Source organism: Arthrobacter sp. 9V (assembly GCF_902506065.1).
Taxonomy (GTDB): Bacteria; Actinomycetota; Actinomycetes; order Actinomycetales; family Micrococcaceae; genus Arthrobacter.
In genome coordinates this window covers 4,485,388-4,503,816 of record NZ_LR732912.1, presented here as the reverse complement: position 1 = coordinate 4,503,816, position 18,429 = coordinate 4,485,388, and the positions used below count along the sequence as shown (strand labels likewise).

17 protein-coding genes and 1 pseudogene are annotated in these 18,429 nt (G+C 60.6%); 6 read left to right on the top strand and 12 right to left on the bottom strand.

Annotated features, from left to right (window positions below; translation table 11 throughout):
* Positions 1–117 precede the first annotated feature (117 nt).
* The 5 genes from BACI9J_RS20700 to BACI9J_RS20680 all read right to left on the bottom strand — a co-directional run bounded on the left by BACI9J_RS20700 (position 118) and on the right by BACI9J_RS20680 (position 4,627).
* Positions 118–1,269: a hypothetical protein gene (locus tag BACI9J_RS20700; RefSeq protein WP_201296633.1), complete on the bottom strand. Its 1,152-nt coding sequence runs from the start codon at positions 1,267–1,269 to the stop codon at positions 118–120.
* Between the two features lie 360 nt (positions 1,270–1,629).
* Positions 1,630–1,788 carry a DUF3039 domain-containing protein gene (locus tag BACI9J_RS20695; protein ID WP_159736019.1) on the bottom strand — a complete coding sequence of 53 codons (159 nt, stop codon included), beginning with the start codon at positions 1,786–1,788 and terminating at the stop codon, positions 1,630–1,632.
* A 342-nt stretch (positions 1,789–2,130) separates the two neighbouring features.
* Complete coding sequence (locus BACI9J_RS20690) at positions 2,131–3,228, bottom strand: ATP-binding protein (protein WP_159736018.1); 1,098 nt, start codon at positions 3,226–3,228, stop codon at positions 2,131–2,133.
* 443 nt (positions 3,229–3,671) lie between these two features.
* The gene (locus BACI9J_RS20685; RefSeq protein ID WP_159736017.1) at positions 3,672–3,971 is read right to left on the bottom strand and encodes an antibiotic biosynthesis monooxygenase family protein; all 300 of its coding nucleotides are present in this window, start codon (positions 3,969–3,971) and stop codon (positions 3,672–3,674) included.
* Positions 3,968–4,627, bottom strand: a complete 660-nt coding sequence (locus BACI9J_RS20680) for a cupin domain-containing protein (protein ID WP_236558795.1) — start codon at positions 4,625–4,627, stop codon at positions 3,968–3,970. The genes BACI9J_RS20685 and BACI9J_RS20680 overlap by 4 nt, the downstream gene beginning before the upstream one ends.
* A 35-nt stretch (positions 4,628–4,662) precedes the next feature.
* Here BACI9J_RS20680 and BACI9J_RS24675 point away from each other — a divergent pair.
* Positions 4,663–4,992 (top strand): annotated as a pseudogene (locus tag BACI9J_RS24675) (transposase); the annotation flags it as partial.
* A 301-nt stretch (positions 4,993–5,293) separates the two neighbouring features.
* On the opposite strand, the gene BACI9J_RS20670 reads toward BACI9J_RS24675, so the two are convergent.
* Positions 5,294–5,539, bottom strand: a complete 246-nt coding sequence (locus tag BACI9J_RS20670) for a hypothetical protein (protein ID WP_159736016.1) — start codon at positions 5,537–5,539, stop codon at positions 5,294–5,296.
* A 414-nt stretch (positions 5,540–5,953) separates the two neighbouring features.
* Positions 5,954–6,565, bottom strand: coding sequence for a TetR/AcrR family transcriptional regulator (locus tag BACI9J_RS20665; RefSeq protein WP_236558794.1), 612 nt, complete (start codon positions 6,563–6,565; stop codon positions 5,954–5,956).
* Between the two features lie 87 nt (positions 6,566–6,652).
* Between BACI9J_RS20665 and BACI9J_RS20660 the strand changes: the two genes are divergently transcribed.
* Positions 6,653–7,060: a nuclear transport factor 2 family protein gene (locus tag BACI9J_RS20660; protein ID WP_159736014.1), complete on the top strand. Its 408-nt coding sequence runs from the start codon at positions 6,653–6,655 to the stop codon at positions 7,058–7,060.
* Between the two features lie 1,194 nt (positions 7,061–8,254).
* Here BACI9J_RS20660 and BACI9J_RS20655 read toward each other — a convergent pair.
* Positions 8,255–8,656 carry a winged helix-turn-helix transcriptional regulator gene (locus BACI9J_RS20655; protein WP_159736013.1) on the bottom strand — a complete coding sequence of 134 codons (402 nt, stop codon included), beginning with the start codon at positions 8,654–8,656 and terminating at the stop codon, positions 8,255–8,257.
* A gap of 41 nt (positions 8,657–8,697) precedes the next feature.
* On the opposite strand from BACI9J_RS20655, the gene BACI9J_RS20650 reads away from it, so the two are divergent.
* A complete protein-coding gene (locus BACI9J_RS20650; RefSeq protein ID WP_159736012.1) occupies positions 8,698–9,549 on the top strand; it encodes an enoyl-CoA hydratase/isomerase family protein in 852 nt (283 codons plus the stop codon).
* Positions 9,550–9,572: 23 nt separating this feature from the next.
* Complete coding sequence (locus BACI9J_RS20645; RefSeq protein WP_159736011.1) at positions 9,573–9,800, top strand: hypothetical protein; 228 nt, start codon at positions 9,573–9,575, stop codon at positions 9,798–9,800.
* Between the two features lie 559 nt (positions 9,801–10,359).
* On the opposite strand, the gene BACI9J_RS20640 is transcribed toward BACI9J_RS20645, so the two are convergent.
* The 3 genes from BACI9J_RS20640 to BACI9J_RS20630 form a co-directional block, all read right to left on the bottom strand.
* Positions 10,360–10,818, bottom strand: a complete 459-nt coding sequence (locus tag BACI9J_RS20640; RefSeq protein WP_159736010.1) for a hypothetical protein — start codon at positions 10,816–10,818, stop codon at positions 10,360–10,362.
* Positions 10,819–10,972: 154 nt separating this feature from the next.
* Positions 10,973–12,463, bottom strand: coding sequence for an NAD-dependent succinate-semialdehyde dehydrogenase (locus BACI9J_RS20635; protein ID WP_159736009.1), 1,491 nt, complete (start codon positions 12,461–12,463; stop codon positions 10,973–10,975).
* Positions 12,464–12,524: 61 nt separating this feature from the next.
* Positions 12,525–14,234, bottom strand: a complete 1,710-nt coding sequence (locus tag BACI9J_RS20630) for an acetolactate synthase catalytic subunit (protein ID WP_201296632.1) — start codon at positions 14,232–14,234, stop codon at positions 12,525–12,527.
* 389 nt (positions 14,235–14,623) lie between these two features.
* On the opposite strand from BACI9J_RS20630, the gene BACI9J_RS20625 reads away from it, so the two are divergent.
* Positions 14,624–14,950, top strand: a complete 327-nt coding sequence (locus BACI9J_RS20625; RefSeq protein ID WP_159736007.1) for a hypothetical protein — start codon at positions 14,624–14,626, stop codon at positions 14,948–14,950.
* 322 nt (positions 14,951–15,272) lie between these two features.
* Positions 15,273–17,342: a 3-hydroxyacyl-CoA dehydrogenase NAD-binding domain-containing protein gene (locus BACI9J_RS20620; protein ID WP_159736006.1), complete on the top strand. Its 2,070-nt coding sequence runs from the start codon at positions 15,273–15,275 to the stop codon at positions 17,340–17,342.
* A gap of 641 nt (positions 17,343–17,983) precedes the next feature.
* Here BACI9J_RS20620 and BACI9J_RS20615 read toward each other — a convergent pair.
* The gene (locus BACI9J_RS20615; protein WP_159736005.1) at positions 17,984–18,265 is read right to left on the bottom strand and encodes a hypothetical protein; all 282 of its coding nucleotides are present in this window, start codon (positions 18,263–18,265) and stop codon (positions 17,984–17,986) included.
* Positions 18,266–18,429: the final 164 nt, after the last annotated feature.

The following is an 18,429-nucleotide window of genomic DNA, read 5'->3' as shown; positions in this document are numbered from 1 at the left end:
ACGAAGCGACCGCGGAATGCTCTTTATGGCGTCAGTGTAGGCGTGCCGGCGTCATCGTTCCTGGCTTTCTCAAAGAGAACCCACCTGATCCGAAGACCAGGTGGGTTCTGCATTTGATTAGGCTGCTTCGTCGAGAGGCTGCGGCTCGACGCGCCAACCGCGCACCGGCAGGCTAGGTACGCGACGCCATGATGCGCGGCATTTGTCGCACTCGATGATCACATCTTGTTCCCGGAAACCGGGGGTGTTGTCATGCTCCTCGACGATCAGCCCCCGGCCGCAAGGGCACAGGTGTTCATACCTCTCGATCGTCCCGGGACCCGCTCCCCATCCGGAAGTGTCTTCTTTGCTGCTGGTGATGCGCTCCGTGCGGAGGCTCATGTCCCCGCGCAGCTTCGGGGGCGCGACGCGGGCCCACTCAACGATCGCTTCCAGCGCTGAGTCGAAGGCTTCGGGCATGGCTGAAAGCTCCCGGAGGATGTCCAGCAGATCCTGCGCAGTGACAGCGATGCGGTGGTAGCTGCCCTCAACGCCGGCGAAGTGATCGCCGGCCAGATCGGCCACAACGTCATCGCGGCCTGCCTGCTGCATCAGCCACTCGTGGAACGGGTAAACCTCCGTCGACGACTCCGGCTTCTCCCAGCGGCCAAGAACAAGCTCACCGGCCGCATACTGCTCAAGGGCCGTCTCCAGGTGCGTGAATCCCGAGGGCCGGTTCTGGTGGCCTCTGGGCTGGCGTTCTTCAATGACGATGCGCCTAACGTAGGCATGCTCTTGTTCAGACACACCTACCAGAAGGTTCAGGCCGCCGTCCTCGACCATAGGAAGTCCCAGCGCAGCTGCCGCCCAGATGATGCGGCCGTTGGAGACGGAGCGGCAATGCGGCTTCAAGAATTTCTCCGCCGTGTGTTTCAGTGAGTAGCTGCTCACTGAGGGGGTTTCGCCCGCCCTGATGGGGGTGAACATCCGCAGGAATTCGGTGATCAGGGCCAGCTCGACATAGTCTCTGGTTCGGTCGAAGCTCCACCGGGTATCGGCATGGAAGCCGGCTTCGCCCAGGACCCATTCACCGCCGTCTGCACCGATCAGCGGGTGGTCTTTGAGGGTGTTGATCAGCTGCCTGGCGCTGATTCGCTCTCCCAGGAGGCCCTGGGCCAGCGGCGATTCGATCTGGCGCAACGCGGTGGTGTAGTTCGAGCCGGTCAGCTCTTTCCAGGCGCGCGCGTCCTGCTGGACCTTACGGTCACGGTCATTGTTGTTGGAGTTCATCTCGATCTCATATCCGGGCACACACCCCGCGTCTGCAAGCCCTAGAGAGAGGTGTCTCAGGTGTTGCGATTCTGGATCTGTAGCAGTTGTCTTCGTTGTCGTCGCCACGCGGGGGCTCGGACTCAGAGGGTGGCGGACCAGACCACCATAATAAATCTTACCATCTGAACCTGTGAGTTTGCTGTGCGTCTACTGAGTGCCCTGCAAAGAGAAAGCCCTCCCGGTGCGCACCGGGCAAGGGCTTCTTCATGGGGGCGGGCGTGTTAGTTGCCGCCCGGGACGTTGGATTCGATGACGTTCTCGAGGATGTCCTTGCAGTCCGGGCAGGCAGGGAGCTTTTTTCGGTCGCGGGGTGGGCACTCACCGCTTTCCGCGCAGGGCAACGGCAGGGGTGCTTTCGACTGCGGTGCGCGCAATGGCGTCCTTCTTGACGTAGTGCGCGAACAGGTTGTGGCCACCCGGCTCCCGGACCTTGAGGTCGGCGGCTCCGTCGACGCGTGTATCGGGAGCTGCGGACATGATAATTACCTCTTTCGGCTGTAATGAGCAGCAGGTTTCCGCCCCTTTCGAGCCTCTCCCCGGCTTCACTTTGCAGAGCCGATAATGGACGTTCCGACAAGCTAGGGGAGGGGCGTAAGGATTCCTTGGCTCTAGAACTGCATCGCCCCGAAGTTCTTCAAGCAGAACCAAAACGACACCGCCCCTACTGTCAGGTCCTGCCAATCAGGGGTGTCCACTACACTGCATTACGGGCAGGCCATCTCGCCCTTGCTCGACGTTGTCGCGCGTACAAATAAGCCAGGTCAGGTCTGCGGCCGGGACGGGGAAGGTGCCGCAGGTCAGTGACGCGCAACAGCCTAGCTATCGGTTGATTGTTTTGCGGAGGTATTCGCGCAGGCCCGGGATGGCGAAGTCGACCTTGCCATATGCAGGGGCTTCGATGAGTCCTGCCGCGATGAGACGGGCCCGGTAGTTGGCCACGACGTTGCTCTTGGCGTTGAGTCGTTTTCCGATGTCGCCGGCAACAACAGGGCCGTCGTCTTCGGCCATGGCACGGAGGAAGTCTTTGTCTTTGTCTGATGCGGTGGAGAGGGCCGCTTCAATGACGGTCGCCTCGTGGCGGCGGGTCGCGGCATTGATGGCTTGGTCAATGTTCGTCTTTTCCAGTGCCATGTTGTTGATCTCGGCTTGTCGCCACAGCTGGTAGCCGATGAGCTGGATCAGGAACGGGTACCCTCCGGTCGCCTCAGCCGCATACCGGACCAAGTCAGCGCTGATGCTGATGCCGGCATTTTGGAAGGTGCTGGCGTAGGAGCGTTCGACATCGGCAATGGCCGCAGCGTGCAGGTCGATGCGCTCTGCCCGCCGCAGAAACGTTGCCACGCCCTCGTTGAGCAGGTCCGAAACCGCCGCCGGCAGCCCGGCGAAGATCAGTCCTATCGGAAGCCCGTCACGGATGAAATGCTGGACGTCAGCGGCAAGCTGGGACAGTTCTGCACGGTCTGCCGAATGTATTTCGTCAACGGTGAAGAGCAGCCCGGTCTTTTTCTCCGCGAGAACGTTCAGCAACTGGTTTCCCAACCGTCTCCAGTCAACCTGGCGCTCGGGCGGCAGCTGGGTGGTCACGGTGAAACCTGCCACGCCTAACGCTGTGATCCTGCGCCCGGCCGGGCCGGGGCCGAGTTCATCCAGGTGCAGTCGCATGGTCTCGCCGATCCGTCCAACGAAGCCCGACGTGGCCGTCTCTGGAACCACAAGCCACCCTTGCCCGGCGGCCGCGCCCTGCGCGGCACTGAGTAGCGCGGTCTTGCCGATGCCGCGGGCGCCTGTGATGATGGTCAGCAACCCGGGCGCCCCGGAACCAAGCTGCAGACCATACTCAAACTCATCGAGCATCCCCTCGCGGCCAATGAGTTCAGGGGGAGTGGCGCCGGCTGTAGGGCGGAACGGGTTCATCATCGCAGATCCTGTGAGTCCTTGTGAGTCCTTGTGAGTCTTGTGAGTCCTTGTGAGTCTACTCCTCCAAGGCCAGCTACCCGAGACTCGAACGTCGTCCGATGATCCATGCCCGGGGACCCGACCTGGGCTCCCTAGCTGATGCACCGCCGTGCATGACATTGGCGCTGGCCGCTGACCGGTGACCGCTGACCGACAAAGCTGGACTAACCTGCGAAATCACCCGGACAGTGGGGGAAGGATTAGCGATTCTCTTTTACTCGTCCCACTCCAACGCCGATAAGCACCCATATGTCATATTCATCTTTCCCTCTCACAGAGGAATCTCGACTTCTGGCGCATTCCGTTTTGCGCGATGGCGGCCTCGCCGTGAGGAGGCCGCCATCGCGGTGACCGTTCTAGGAGAGCAGTGCCCTTCCCTCAGTCCGGTCAGCATGTGTCCCGGCCTAGAAGCCGAGGTAGGCGTGTTGGGTGTGTTTGACGTGGGGGACAGCAGCGAAGTGAGGACCGACGAGATCGCGCCATTGCTGGAATGCTGCTGATTCCCGGAAACCGGTGGTGTGGTCATCAAGGGACTGCCAACCAACGGTGAGGGTGTATTCGTTGGGGCTTTCGATGGTTCGGTCCAGCCGGAAACCGAGTGCACTGGGTGCTTTCTGGAACAGTGGCACGGCTTGGGCCGCTGCGGCTTCAAATGCCTCTTCGTGGCCGGGTGTGATGGTGAGGGTGGCAATTTCCTGGATCACGCGATGAATCCTTCCGTTGCGGGTTCCTGCAGGGGTGGCTGGTTGGCTTGTTCCTCGTCGATGCGGGTCCGGTCGGCGGTTCCGGCCATGGTGCGGGTGGCGTCGATGGAGGCGTAGGTCCAGAAGATCTTCATCTCTTGGGTGTCGGAGGCGTTCCTGAACCGATGGACGATGTTCGCGGGCACGAATGTGGTGTCGTAGGTGTCCAAATGGTGTTCGGTGCCGTCGATGTCGACGTAGGCGGTGCCTTCGATGACGGCCACGGATTCAACACAGTTATGGGAGTGGTGACCGATGGCCGCACCGGGCGCGAATGTGGTGATGCCGTTCAGGAACGTGGTGGCGCCCAGGTGTGCCCCGACCAGGGGGACGGTCGAGGCGCCGTTGCCGCGGTCTTTGCGGGGAAGTTGGGGCGTGCGGGGGTGTTGGTCTTCTGAGGCTTCATGGTCGCCCGGGCGGTTCCGGAGCGCCAGCTTGGGATACCCCGCTGGCGGTTTGTGCTTCTTGGCGCTCCGGGCCTTGCCCGGGCAGGACGGGCCTCTGTCAGAAGGGCCCAACACGGGGAAGGTTCGTGATGTGGGGGTGGTGGGGGCTGGAACCTTCTCTTCAAAGAGTCTCGTGGGTTGCCCCAGACTCGTTTTAGGGGGTAGAGCCACATTTGAAGTTTGGAGGTTCCAGCTATGTTTGAGCGTACTCATCCGGCGGGCACCGCTCCCAGGGATCCATCACGAAAACAGGCAACCCCCACGCCCGCAGGCTCCTGGTCGAAGCAGCCTGGCACCACCGCCGCGCCTACACCCACCCCTCCAGAGAGCTGCAGTCACGATGGGAAGCAGCAACCCCTTGGGCAAGAGCCCGCGGCAAAGCCGGCAACAAACGCTTGCACGAACGCTGGCTCGTCTACCAGGAACACCGGAAACGTCCCGTCATCGCCGACGTCGCGATCGCCCGTGAACTTGCCGGCTGGTGCTGGTCACTGGCCAGTGAAGCCCAACGCACACCAAAGCATCAAAACCCCTAAACGTCCGGGGGGGCAACCACACCAGGGGGCCACCGGTTACACCGGCAGCGCTTGGAGCAACCCGCGACCCAACTATGGGCAACCACCAAGGCCACGCCCGATCCCTAGAGAAGCGACAGTCTCCAGCCGGACACCTCGTCCTGCGGTACCCAACCCGCGCATATTAGTCTGACCACGCCGTCGCCAACGACACGCTGGAACACCCCCCCCAACACAAGGACACCCCCGGACCAAAAAGGAAGCGACCCCGGAACCAAACCGGGATCGCTTCCCCACGCCCATTGACAAAAGAAACTACATATTAGTTGGGTGCATCGGGGTGCTTGACGAGTTCAGCCGATGCTTTCTCAATGCGGGCCAGTGCTTCTGTCGGCGACGACGAGCCATGGCAGGGACGACCCTGTTCGAGTTGCCTGATCGCCCCTAGAGCTGCTGAAAGCAGACCCTTACGCGATGGTTGGATCGTCGCTCGCGGGGCGTGATCCAAGTCCCGTCCGAGGACGAGCTTGGCCCGGAGTGCTTGGGCAGCAACATTCCTGCTGTCCATGATTCTGCCGTCGATGCGAGCCTTATCGGCATGACTACCGCTCTCCCGCTTCGAAGTAGCTGTGGGAACGGATCCGCAGTGAGGTTCAACTGCGCAGCTTTGAGAGGATCAGCAGCTGGGCGTCAGCGGTCGCATTGCCGATAATTGCGGAATTCATGCCTGGCACCGATGAGGACACCCCCTTGCCGCTGCAGTCATACCGGCCTTGACACCGAGAGCGGAAGCCATTTTATGCGTGTCCGAGTATTGGCCGTTCCTTCCCCACCGGAAAGGCGGCAACGAGGGTCTGGCAACTCCTTGGAAAGCAGACCTTATCTGGTTCTGCAGAACCCAGAGAACTCCTGCAAGAAAGTCGGCCTCGCTCCCGCGTTTCCATCCGAAGCGGCAGACTGCCATGTTCCTGAGCATATGCGGCTATCTGCTGGGCTGATTCGACGCTTCCTTGGAATTCCAAGAGCCTTCAGCGGAATGTGGAGCGGCAACGATGCTATCAAGCGCTGTCGTCGCAATGCCGGTCAGTTCTGCCCGTGCAATTCCGGCTCTGCCTATGACCTCCATGCCCCGCGTCAGAGCCAGGAAGAAGGATGCCAGTCCGTCGAGGTCAGCGTCCTCGCCAAGCTCACCGAGGGTTTGCGCTTCAGCAAGGCAGTTGCGGTAGATGCGACGCAAATCCTCGTAGGCATGCAGCGCCGACCTCGCGACGTCTTCATCGCGGTCACCCAGCTCAACTGTTGCCTTTGTGAAAAGAACATTCTTGCTGTTCCCAGCACTGTAAGTAATGGCCAATTTTAGAAGGTGAGCTCGAATCCGAGAGAGGGGCGTTCCTTCATCAGTACCGAGGGCTTCGTCTACGGCCGCGATGGCGTCTGCGGTATCAGAGGTCAATGCCCGCAGGAAGAGTGAATGTTTACCTTCGAAGGCGTTGTAGAGGCTTTGCTTGCCAAGCCCGGTAGCGCGAACGAGATCATCCATCGTGGTACCCCCAAAACCGTTCGCGGAAAAGGCTTCTCCCGCCAAGGCCAGCACTTCACTTTCTCGGAACTTTCTCGGTCTACCCACCGCTCCAATATACCATTTTTGACCTAGTAGTCAATAAGTCTTATATTTGACCATATGGAACAAAACCGCGATATTACCGAGTCCCTAATCACCAACTTCCTTCAGGGCGTGGGAGCCGGCGATGCCGATGCCATTGCCGAGTTATTCACAGACAGGGTCGACTGGAAAGTTCCGGGCAACAGTGCGCTACCCTGGATCGGCACCCGAAACGAGAAATCTGAGGTTGCAGAGTACTTCCGAACGATGTGGTCGCAGTTCGCGGGCCCAGGCATGGCGGAAGTGCACAGCATCGTTATTGACGGTAACGAAGGCGTGGTTCTTGCAACGATCGGCAACTCTTCGGCATCCACTGGCCGCTCCTTTCAGTCTCCCGTCGCCATTTACTTCCAGATCGATGACCGCAAAATTAGCAAGTTGCATCTTCACGAGGACTCCTGGGCTGTCAGCAGGGCTTTCATGTGATCCGCCCCCGTTGAGAAGAGGAAGGTCGTGAGCACACAAAATTCGAGTCGATCTCTTGAATACAGCGCGCAATGGAGCTCCGGCGAGTCTGCGAAGAGGTTCTCCATGACAGTGATGCGCCGCATTTGCTGCCCTGGTCCTGGACGAGACGCAGTTTCTAGGGTTTGAGTGGAACCGGAGCCACCAAGAACCGGGGACGTGATCGCCAAAATCACACCCTTGTAATGTGAATCTCTGATGCGGCTCCTCCTGCGACGCGGGCCGGAAACCCTGCGCGCCAGCTACAGCTGGTGGCACAGCTCTTCCGCTTCCGCCGACGGGTTTAGGTACCGCTTCAGCTCCGGTTTTACTCTCTCTCGGTGCCGGTTAAGTGCGTCGACGCCATGCAGCTGGCCGATGGACGGCTGATGATGAGCCGGGCGGCGCCGTAAGTAACGGGGTCGTGGCTATGAAGCAGCGGAAGACACGTCCAAGTCCGCGCTCCTGCTGCCGGGCGTAGAGCTGACATCGTGATGTCCGCGTTCGCGCAGCTCGAGCGAGACTATCCCGCCGAGCGGACCAGAGTCGGCATGGCCGCGGCGTGGAGCATGGGCGGAAGGTTGGCCGACGGGAAGTGACCCTCGATCACGCGAAAGGTCAGGCGACCGAGGGACCTCGAAGCGCAAATTCTCGCCCGAGCCGACATCGGGAAGATCATCGGTGCCACCCGGGCGACGGGGTATCGCTACTTGAGCATGCCAGCAGAGACCGGGGCCTCTTGAGCCAAGAGGGTACTAGCACCGTGATCGGGTCGCATGACATCACTCATTGCCGCACCCCTTCTTACTCTGGTGAGGACGCCGGAGAGAAGTATGACGAAGAGTCCTCCGAGGGGCACGACGAGGAGTCCGTAGCGAGGTTGGTGGCGGCGGCGATCGCGTGGACGAGGAGGAAACCGATGCAGAGTAGCCAGCTGAGGATGGTCAGTCCTCCGCGTGCTGGTGCGCGAGGTCATGCAGAACCATCAGGTACAGGTGGTAATCGTTGACCGAAAGTGGACAGGAACTCGTAGGTGTTCTCCCGCCCTTGGTGCCTTGGGCGTCCAATGGGGTGCAGTCGACCTACTAGCCCCACCACCAGCTTCTAGGGAGGCTCACCGCATTGACGCCGACTAGTGGTCCGTGTGGCAGAAAAGCTAGCGAATCGAGCCGGCAGCTAAAGGTTGCCTGAGCCTTCGTCGTATACGTCCCTGTGTTGTTCCACTTCGGCGAGGTGATCGGCCGTCCAAGCAAGAAGAGTCAAGAAGGGCTTGTCAAGGGTGCGCCCGAGCGGTGTGATGCGGTACTCCACGGCAATGGGACGTTGCTCTAGCACCTGACGTTCGACGAGGCCGTTGCGTTCCAACCGGCGCAGAGCCTGCGTCAAAGACTTCTGAGTGATCCCGTCCAGTTCTCTCTTGAGCTCGTTGAAGCGTCGCGGCTGCTGACATAGTGCTGTCAGTAGCAGCTGGCCCCATTTGTCTAGAAGTTGATCTAGGAGCTCACGCTGCGGGCCAACGATGGTGCCCGAGGCGGCCTGGTCTTCAGGGGTACCAGGTTTCGTTGAAGTGCCTTTCATGTACCAGGTATACCAGAGATACCTACTACATAAGGAAACCCATGCCCAAACAGTCTCTGACCACCCTCCTTCTCAAGCGCCAGGACGGTGTGCTGTGGGTCTCGATCGATGTCCCGCCCGTCAACCTCATGACGGCTCAGCTCCTCCTCGACCTGGACGCCGTCGCTGCATCGGCCGAGAACGATCCTGACCTGCACGTCATCGTCGTCCAAAGCGCCAATCCTGAGTTCTTTATAGCCCATGGCGACCTGACATTCGTCGAAAACCCTGAGACGTACGCTACCCTCCCGATCGCGGAGGAAACCCTCGTCGGCACCGGCCCGATGATGCGGCTCCACGAACGCTGGAGGCGCCTGTCCCAGACAACCATCGCGAAGGTCGCAGGACTTGCCCGTGGCGGCGGCCCCGAGATGATGTCCAGCTTGGACCTCCGCTTCGCAGCGCTCGAAACTGCCGCATTCGGCCAGTTTGAGACCCTGACGGGCATCGTCCCCGGCGCTGGCGCAACTGCTCACCTGCCTCGTCTCGTGGGTCGCGCTCGTGCCCTCGAAATCGTGCTCACAGGCGGCCTCATCGACGCAGCGACCGCCGAGCATTGGGGATGGGTAAACCGGGCCTTGCCCGCCGCGGAACTGGACGATTACGTCGACTGGGTCGCGCTGACCATCGCCAACCTGCCCGCAGGTGTCCGCGTCGCAGCTACTAAGGCGATCGACGCCGCCGACGGCCCACTCGAGGCTGCACTGCGGGCGGAGGACCGCTACCTCGGGGAAACATTCACCCCTGCATCCGGGGAACTCGCTAAGGCAGCACTTGCGGCTGGCGCTCACACGCGCGAGGTCGAGCTAAACCTCGAAGAGGTCCTGCGGGCAAACCTCGCCCGACAGTCCTGAACCTCCGCTCTGTAGTGAATGGAGTGAAGAAGTCGATACCTTTCGAGTTCGCCGCATTGCGGGTCATTCAACGGCTCGAGGTATTTCGTGCGGCGGAAGGCATGAGCTGGGCATGCTTCGGGCTCTACTTCGGCATCCATTTATCGGGCGCCCCGGACGCGACCCACGTCTTGAGGAGGAATACCATGACCGATTATCGTCACGACTATCAGCTCGGGCTGGCGCTAGCGCAACTCCCTTCGGAGTTTTGAGCATGTCCGATCCTCCCGCGAACGATGTGCGCCGGATGCCTCCGTCCTTTGGGTTTGGCTGGATGGAGGTCGGGGACGCATAGCGCTCTATGCCGACGAGGGCACACGTGTTTGGCTATCCGAATACTCCCACCTTGGAGACACTCAAAACCAGGAGGAGCCACTGGGCTGACTCCGGAAAGATGTACCAATAGATGAAATCGAACATGGACGAGTACCAGTGGAGCTTCGGCGGGCCCGTTGTCCTTCCGTAAATGGTGGGGAGTGGGCGAGATTGCAACTTGGTCGCTCCAGAACTGGGTTGTCGTCCGCACCGAGCGGAAAAGAAAATGGCACCGAGAGCGAGCTACAAGGATAATCAGGGGGCTGCCCTAGGCCAAGCGGACATCAGGTCTTGCGTTAATACTGTCGTTTAGTTTGGCGTGACAACTGCGCCCATCTGGGATGAGCACATGGAGCCGGACAGCATCAATGCCCCTATGCCGGCGCTCCATAACGCCACTGTCATTGGATTACACGCACAGACTGACACTCACGAAATGGAACAGTTTTCTCTCGTTTAGCTCGTCTCTGATCCAGATGATGAGGCCGTCGCTTGTCTTGGTTTCGACGGTGGTGTCAGCCCCTTGAGTGATATGGCATCACCGGGAGCGAGGCTTGTCCAAATCGATATCGGATGTTTGTCCGCCTCTTCGTAGTGTTTGTCTCTGGCGAGGCCGTATTCTCGTGACTCTGGCACAGACGGTCCTTTCGGGGGCCGGGCATCACGTTCCTGCATGAGCGGGATCACTGGAGCATCCAGGTCTGCCGCACTTCTGAGCAGATCGATTTCATGGGTGACGCCTAACCCGACGGTAGGACTGAGCGCTATCTCGAACGTGAAGTAGTCGACCTGGGTAACCAGAACGCCGCAATCTGTAGCTTCCGTGCGTAGCAATGCACAGGCCTCGTCAAGCTGCTGGTCCTTTGATCCAGAGTCCTCAATTTTGAGGATTACCCTTGAGGTTGTTGTCCACATAGTGCTCCCCTTACTTCCCATCAAAGAGGGCTTTCTATCTCAGGGCCGCATACGCCTGACGTTGCATGTGGCCCCTCCAAACCAGGGCCTCCCAGTTGCGAGGAGGGAGGCCCTGGTGGTTTCCTTTGTCCCTGCCCGGGAAGGAAGGCGCCCGTCATCCAGCGTAGGGGTCTGAAATGCCGGTGTACTGGGTGTAGAGGTATTCCTCGATGCCCTCCAGGCCGCCTTCACGGCCCAGACCGGACTGCTTAACCCCGCCGAACGGGGCCGCGGCGTTGGAAATCACGCCGGCGTTCAGGCCGAGCATGCCGGTCTCGAGGCGTTCGCCCATCCGGATGCCGCGGTTCAGGTCGTTCGTGAAGACGTACGCGGCCAGGCCGTATTCGGTGTTGTTGGCCAGGCGGATCGCCTCGTCCTCGGTGTCGAAGGTGATGATCGGTGCGACGGGTCCGAAGATTTCCTCGGACAGGATCCGGGTGCCCTCCGTGACGCCGGTGAGGATGGTGGGCTGGTAGAAGTAGCCCGGCCCGTCCACCGGTCCGCCGCCTGCCAGGGCCACGGCCCCGGAGGCCAGGGCGTCGGTGACGAGTTCGTGGACCCTGTCCCGGCTCTTCGCATCGATCAGCGGACCTACCATGGACTCCGGCTCGGTGCCGCGGGCGGTGGTCATGTCCTTCATCTTCGCGGCGAACTTTTCCGCGAATTCGCCGGCGAGGGACTCGTGCACGATGAACCGGTTTGCCGCGGTGCAGGCCTCGCCCATGTTCCTCAGTTTTGCCAGCATCGCCCCGGCCACGGCCGCGTCAATGTCGGCGTCCTCGAACACCACGAACGGGGCGTTGCCGCCGAGCTCCATGGAGGTTCGCAGCACCGTTTCGGACGCGTCCGAGAGCAGCCGGCGGCCGACCTCGGTGGAACCGGTGAAGGAGAGCTTGCGCAGGCGCTGATCCTTGATCAACGGCCCGGTTGTGGCACCGGCCGTCGAGGTCGGGATGACGTTCAGGACACCGGCCGGAAGGCCCGCCTCCTGCATTACAGCGGCGAACAGTTGCGAGGTCAGCGGGGTCAGGTTGGGGGATTTGAGCACCATCGTGCAGCCGGCAGCCACAGCCGGGGCGATCTTGCGGGTGGCCATCGCTAGCGGGAAGTTCCACGGCGTGATCAGCAAGCACGGGCCCACCGGCTTCTTGGTCACCAGCAGCCGGGACTTCCCGTCCGGAGAGACCGAGTACCGGCCGAACGCGCGGACGGCTTCCTCGGAGAACCAGCGCAGGAACTCCGCCCCATAGGTGACCTCGCCGCGGGCCTCGGCCAGCGGCTTGCCCATCTCCATGGTCATCAGCAGCGCAAAATCCTCCGCACGTGCCGTGACCAGCTCAAAGGCGCGGCGCAGGATCTCCCCGCGCTCACGGGCCGGGACCTGCGCCCAGGAATCCTGCGCGGCAGCGGCCGCGGCCAACGCCGCCCTGCCGTCCTCCGGACCCGCGTCAGCAATACTCAACAGGACCTTGCCCGTGGCCGGGTCCTCGATCTCGAAGGTCTCCCCGGACGCGGCCGGACGCCACTCGCCGTTGATCAGCAGGCCCGTCGGGACCATTGCCAACAGTCCTGCCTCACGTTCTTTGTACATCTGTCGGCCTCTCATGTGGGCGAATTTTGTTTTGAGCGCAGCGCGAAGTCCTCCGCGCTGCAGTCGGTTTGTTGCGCTATTCCCCGTTGATTCGGCCTGGTTTCTCATCCCAGGCGCGTACGGGCGCATATGCATCCGGGTCGGTCATTACATCGATGACCGTAGTTCTGTTTGACTCGAGCGCAGATTTCAAGGCCGGGCCGATGTCGTCCGCATGTTGTACGGTGACGCCGTGTGCGCCGACCGTGCGAGCCATGGCGGCGTGGTCTACCGGGGCGAATTCGATGGCTGTTGTGGTTGTGCCGAAGAAGTAGTTCTCGGCATGGCGCTGGTAGGCCAGCACCTTGTTGTTCAGGATGATGACGACGACCGGGATATTTTCTCGGACAGCCGTTTCCACCTCCGACCAGACGTGCGCGAAGCCCCCGTCCCCGACGATGGACACGACGCGGGCCTCGGGATTTGCCAGCTTCGCGCCGATCCCGAGGGGATAGCCCCATCCCAGGCCGGCGAGGCCCCGGGGAACGAGGAAACGCTGGCCCGCTCGCTTCGCCGTGAGGTAACTGGTCACCCAGATCGAGGCATAACTGGCGTCGGCGACGACGATGTCCTCGGGGTTGAGAAGGGTGTCAAGCTCAGAGAGGAGACGCTCCGGTGCGATCGGTGTGCTGTCGGAGGTTACTAGAGCCTCCACGGCAGTGGCATGCCTCCGACGGCCTTCCTCGATGGTTGCTGCGAGCTCTGGCGACGCCGACTCTCTTTTGGTCAAATCGACGTGGTCAAAAGCCGCGGTCAGATCGGCCAACGCCGAACGGGCGTCTCCTACTAGGCGTATAGCCTCATAGTTCCGGCCAACTTCGAGACCATCGACATCGATGTGGATATACGTTGCGTCCGGTGAAGTGAGGCTCCAGCCGTCCGTGCCGTTCTCGTTGGTTCGCGTCCCGACAAGGAGCACCACGTCCGCCTGCGAGATAAGGGGCAGGTGAAAATATGCTGGCCCGTGTTCGCCGGTCACGTTTGCTGCGACGCCAAGCGACAACGGGGCTGTCTCATCGATGGCGCCCTTGCCCATGTTTGTCGTTGCGACGGGGAGATGGGCACGGCCCTGAAGGGCTGCCAGCTCGTTGGTGGCTTGAGATATATGAACGCCGCCGCCGGCAATGACTAGTGGCGAACGCGCATTCGCAAGAAGTTCCGCGGCGTGGGCCACGGCACTAGCCTCCGGTCGTGGGCGGTCCAGGGGAAATCCACCTAGATTCCGCGATCGATGAAAGCGGCTAGGCTGCGCGTTAAGATCGAGAACATCTTTAGGGAGCAGCAGCACGACTGGGCCCGGGCGCCCGCTGTTAGCCACGGTGATGGCGAGGTCCACATTATCTTCGGCGCGTGCCGGGTCGTCTATGCGTCGAGTCCACTTCGAGACCCCCGCAAATAAAGCGAAGTGGTCGAGCTCCTGGAAGGCATTGCGATCCCGATTCGCGGCCGGGACTTCCTGCACCAGTACCAGCATCGGAATTGAAGCTTTCATTGCTTCAGCCATCGGCGCAACAAGGAGTGTCGCAGCAGGACCGTTTTGGGCTGCGACGACACCAATCTGACTGGAGATTCGTGAGTAGCCGTCCGCCATCACTCCCGCGGCGTTCTCGGTGCGGTAGAAAACTTGTCTGATGCCGATCTTCTCAGCAGCGAGCATGAGGGCCGTGGGGTTGCTCTGCCCGAAAATCATCGTTATTCCGTGCCGGCGCAGGGCCGCGGCAATTATGTCAGCGACGGTGGTGCTCATAATTCCTCCAGATTCTTTCTTTGTTGCTTCACAATATTTCATTATCTGTACTGCGTGTCAAATACTGATACCTCTTACGATCGGAAGCAACTTGCATTATTTGGTAATCATTTCATATGTTGACATCGCTGGAAGCGTGTCTATAAGCTCTCCAGAGCGCTCGAGACGGCGGGATCCTCGCATTGGGGGCCTGCGTGGGATCACTAAGCACAAAATGAATCGTCCACGGATTCGTCGGACTTGGATCCAGACTTGTCCGCGTGCCGACCGTCGAGCGAGCTGCCGTATGGATGGAACACGCGATCAAGTAGCCAGCGACCTCAAGCCGCTCCCGAGCCACCAACAAGATCGCGTAGTTGGAACACCCATTTGTTAGGAACCAGTACCTTATGAACATCAGGCCTTCCCCGGAACAAATCATCCATGAGCGTCAATTTCACCCGGTCCACACCATGGCGCGCCGGGATGAGGCGTCTCTCAACGACAACGGGCAGCAGCCATCATGCTTGGCGTGGGATTCCCTGTTCGAAGGAGAACTCGTCGAAATCCTGCATAGCGGCAAGATAACCGGCGTCGGTACGGTCGATTCATTCATGTCTGACGGATCGACAGTTTGGATATGGATGAACGGCGGGCATGGTCGCGTCATGCTCCTTTCAGACGATGGCTACTGCCTGCGCCGACCTCCGAAGGGCGGCAGCACACAGGCCAGTTAAGCCGTCTGCCGCAGGCTCCTGCTCGCCTAACGACGACAAGGGCTGACCGCCTGACGTCTCGTCACACCGACTCATTGCCGACACCCAGAGCCAGCGACGGTGCCTGCCTTGAACGAAGTGTTGGCCCCCGCAAATCTGTGGCGCGCCATTCCGGTGGTGACCTGATTCGACGCGATTTGTTCCCGGACCATCCATGTGAGGGACGCTTCCTTCTCTGATCACGAGGGGAGATGACGCGGGTTAGATTAGCGCTGGTACCGGACTCCAGCCTCCGGATGGCGCACCAATTGCCGGGAATGATTCCCAGATCGTGGAGACTCCAATGACTAACGAGCAAATGACAGAAGTACGAACCACTTACGCTGAGCATGGGGGATTCAGGTTCGCCATATTGGCTCTCGACGGCGGAGGACGGCGGCCACCCACACTGGGACCTGCTTCACTGGCCAAACTCACCGGCGCCGTTCGAGCGGTCACCACCCAAACCATCGACGCACTCGCCATCATCGGTGCAGGGCGGGCCTTCTGCGCTGGCGCGGACCTCAAGAACATCACAGAAGCAACTACCGCTGACCAGGGCGCGGACCTTGCCAGGCAGGGTACGGAAGTTTTTGCCGAAATCGCGGCCCTGCCCCTCCCAACGTTTGCATTCCTCAACGGACTCGCACTGGGCGGTGGGCTAGAACTCGCCCTCCATGCGGATTACCGCACAGCGTCCGTCTTGGCCGGACCGATCGGGCTCCCCGAGGTGCGTCTAGGGCTGATTCCCGGTTGGGGAGGCATAGCCAGGACCCTGGAACTTCTCGGCCCACAAGCCGCAGCACAGATTGTGGTTTCTGACTCATTCGCCGGAAAGAACCTTTCGGCCAGCTCAGCGCACAAGCTTGGACTGGTGGACGCGATACTTCCGGCCAAAGACTTCCTCACCTCGTCCCTGAATTTTGCCGCGTCTGTACTCGCAGGAGACATCGCTCCAGTCCGCGAACAGCGCAACGAGGATTGGGACTCTTTAAACGGAGTCCGGGAGAAGCTCCACACCAGGCTCCACGGATCCGCGCCAGCACCCTACCGTGCCCTGGATCTACTTCAGGCACAGCGTCCCGGTGCCCTAAATGGCACGGGGGGCCCGTACCCCGACATGCGAGAAACGACTGCTAAGACTTTCGGGGGACTCCTAATTTCGGATGAAGCACGAGCCAGCATATATGCCCTGCAGCTGACACAGTCGCTGGGCAAGAAGCCTGCGGGACGCCCGGAGGACCGCCCGCTGCCCATACGCTCCGTAGGTGTCATTGGCGCCGGACTGATGGCCACGCAGCTGGCATTGGTGTTCGCTCAGCAGCTCAGGGTACCGGTCCTGATGACGGACGTTTCACAGGAACGGGTGGACACGGCACTCGAATCCATCGGATCCGAACTGGACAAAAAAGTTCAGTCCGGACGTTTGGACCCCAAACTGGCCGAGACCACGATCAGCCTGATCACGGGGACCACAAACAAGGCGGATTTCGGCGCTTGCGACATCGTCATCGAGGCCGTCTTTGAAGAACTGGCGCTGAAGCGTGCGGTGTTCGGCGAACTTGAGTCAATCGTACGACCCGACACACTGCTCCTGACGAACACATCCGCACTCTCAATCGAACAGATCGGCTCCGGACTCGCCCATCCCGAGCGGCTTGTCGGCCTTCATTTCTTCAACCCTGTCGCCGTGCTCCCACTGGTTGAAATCGTCGCCACACCGCAGACCGGAGACTCAGCGCTGTCCACGGCGTTTGAACTAGCAAAAGGACTCTGTAAGACCCCCGTACTAACCACTGACTCCGCCGGGTTCGTGGTCAACCGTGTCCTGACACGCCTCCTCTGCGAAGTCCTCACTCGCGTCGACGCCGGCCTGGACGCTGCTGTCATAGATCATGCCCTGGACCCCCTTGGCTTGCCCATGACACCCTTGCAGCTACTCCAGTTCATTGGGCCAACCGTCCAGCTACACATCAGCGAACGCATGAGGTCGGTATATCCGGACCGATTCGCTAGCATGGTCACACTCACCGCCGTCGTCAAGGCGGGCCTTCCGGGCCTCTTGGATGAGAACGGCGGAATATCGCCGGAAGCAGCCGCTCTTCTCCCCCCGCAGCGCCATGCTGATCCTGAGCTGGTCCGCGGTCAAATTCTAAGGGCATTGGCCGAAGAGGTTGAGCATATGCTCCGTGAGGGAGTGGTTGCAGGCCCGGAACAAATCGACCTGTGCATGATGCTCGGGGCAAACTTTCCCTTCCACACGGGCGGTCTGACGCCACTGCTGGATCGGAGCTGCGATGCTGCCTTCCACTCTGGCCTTCGAGTGCCATCACCACAACGAGCTGACTTAGAAGCGTATCAAAACCAGAGCTGACGCTATCCGCAACGGGGGCTGCCCGAACCCAGCAAGTCAAGCCCCGACAAGAATGGACTATATCCCCACATCCAGTGCGCAAATCCGGCTTGCCCGTCATCCGAAGGATGCCGGCAGGGGACGACTTCCGCATAGCAGCGATGATGCTTGATCCTGAGGCCAGGGGAAGGATTCTGCCTCTCCCACCCACCGGGGGTGACTTGGTGCGCCATGACTAAGGTTGGCGTGTTTCCCAACGCGATGGCTCTGCCTTCGAAACAGCCTGCCAGCGGATTACCGGTAGGAAACGCGTGACACGGTACTCGTGTCCCACGCCGCTAGTGCCGTCGGTGCTGCTGTGGGCATATCGTTCGCTCAGAAAGGACCTTCACGGGTTATTGGCGTGGCCGCTTCCGCAGCCAAAACGTGGCTACTGAAAGGACGTAGGGTTTCGATGAGGGCCTTAACGAGACGACCCTGCCCCTGAGCAGCTCGTGACGGCATCTACGTCTACTTCGTCAACATTGGGGGCGAGCATTTAAAGGCGGCCCTGGCGATGTTCAAGACAATCGTAGAGCGGCAATGTATGGCGCCCTCGCCAACTACAACAGAGTTAAAAGCGATCCGGAATCTAGGAACCTGACTGTCAAGACGGCCGACGCTCAAAAGGCTTCATTGTATACGACGATCAAGACCTCTACCCGAGGTTCCTTCGCGAGTTGGAACGCTGGGTTGAACAGGACCGCTTCGATTTCGATGAGACCGTCATGGACGGAGTCGAGAACTCTGTCGATGCGTTCCTCAGTCTGATGCACGGTGAAAGCGCAGGGAAAACTGTCGTCCGAATCATTCGGAAAACTCACCTGAATGAATGCCGCCGAACAGGAGGTCCGAGGCTGGGGCTTTCGAGCCGACGATTCCAGCTCGCGATCCGCCATCTGCATGCAACTACATATCCTTCGGTAGAGCGTCACTCTACTTTCTCTGGCCCAGGATTGATCACCCGCCGAGGCTTTGGGACTTGCCAAGCCCCTGCTCCAGCCGGAGCCCGCACGCAATATCGCAATGTTCTAGGCCGATAGTCGCTTCAGGTTTGTGCATCCGACCA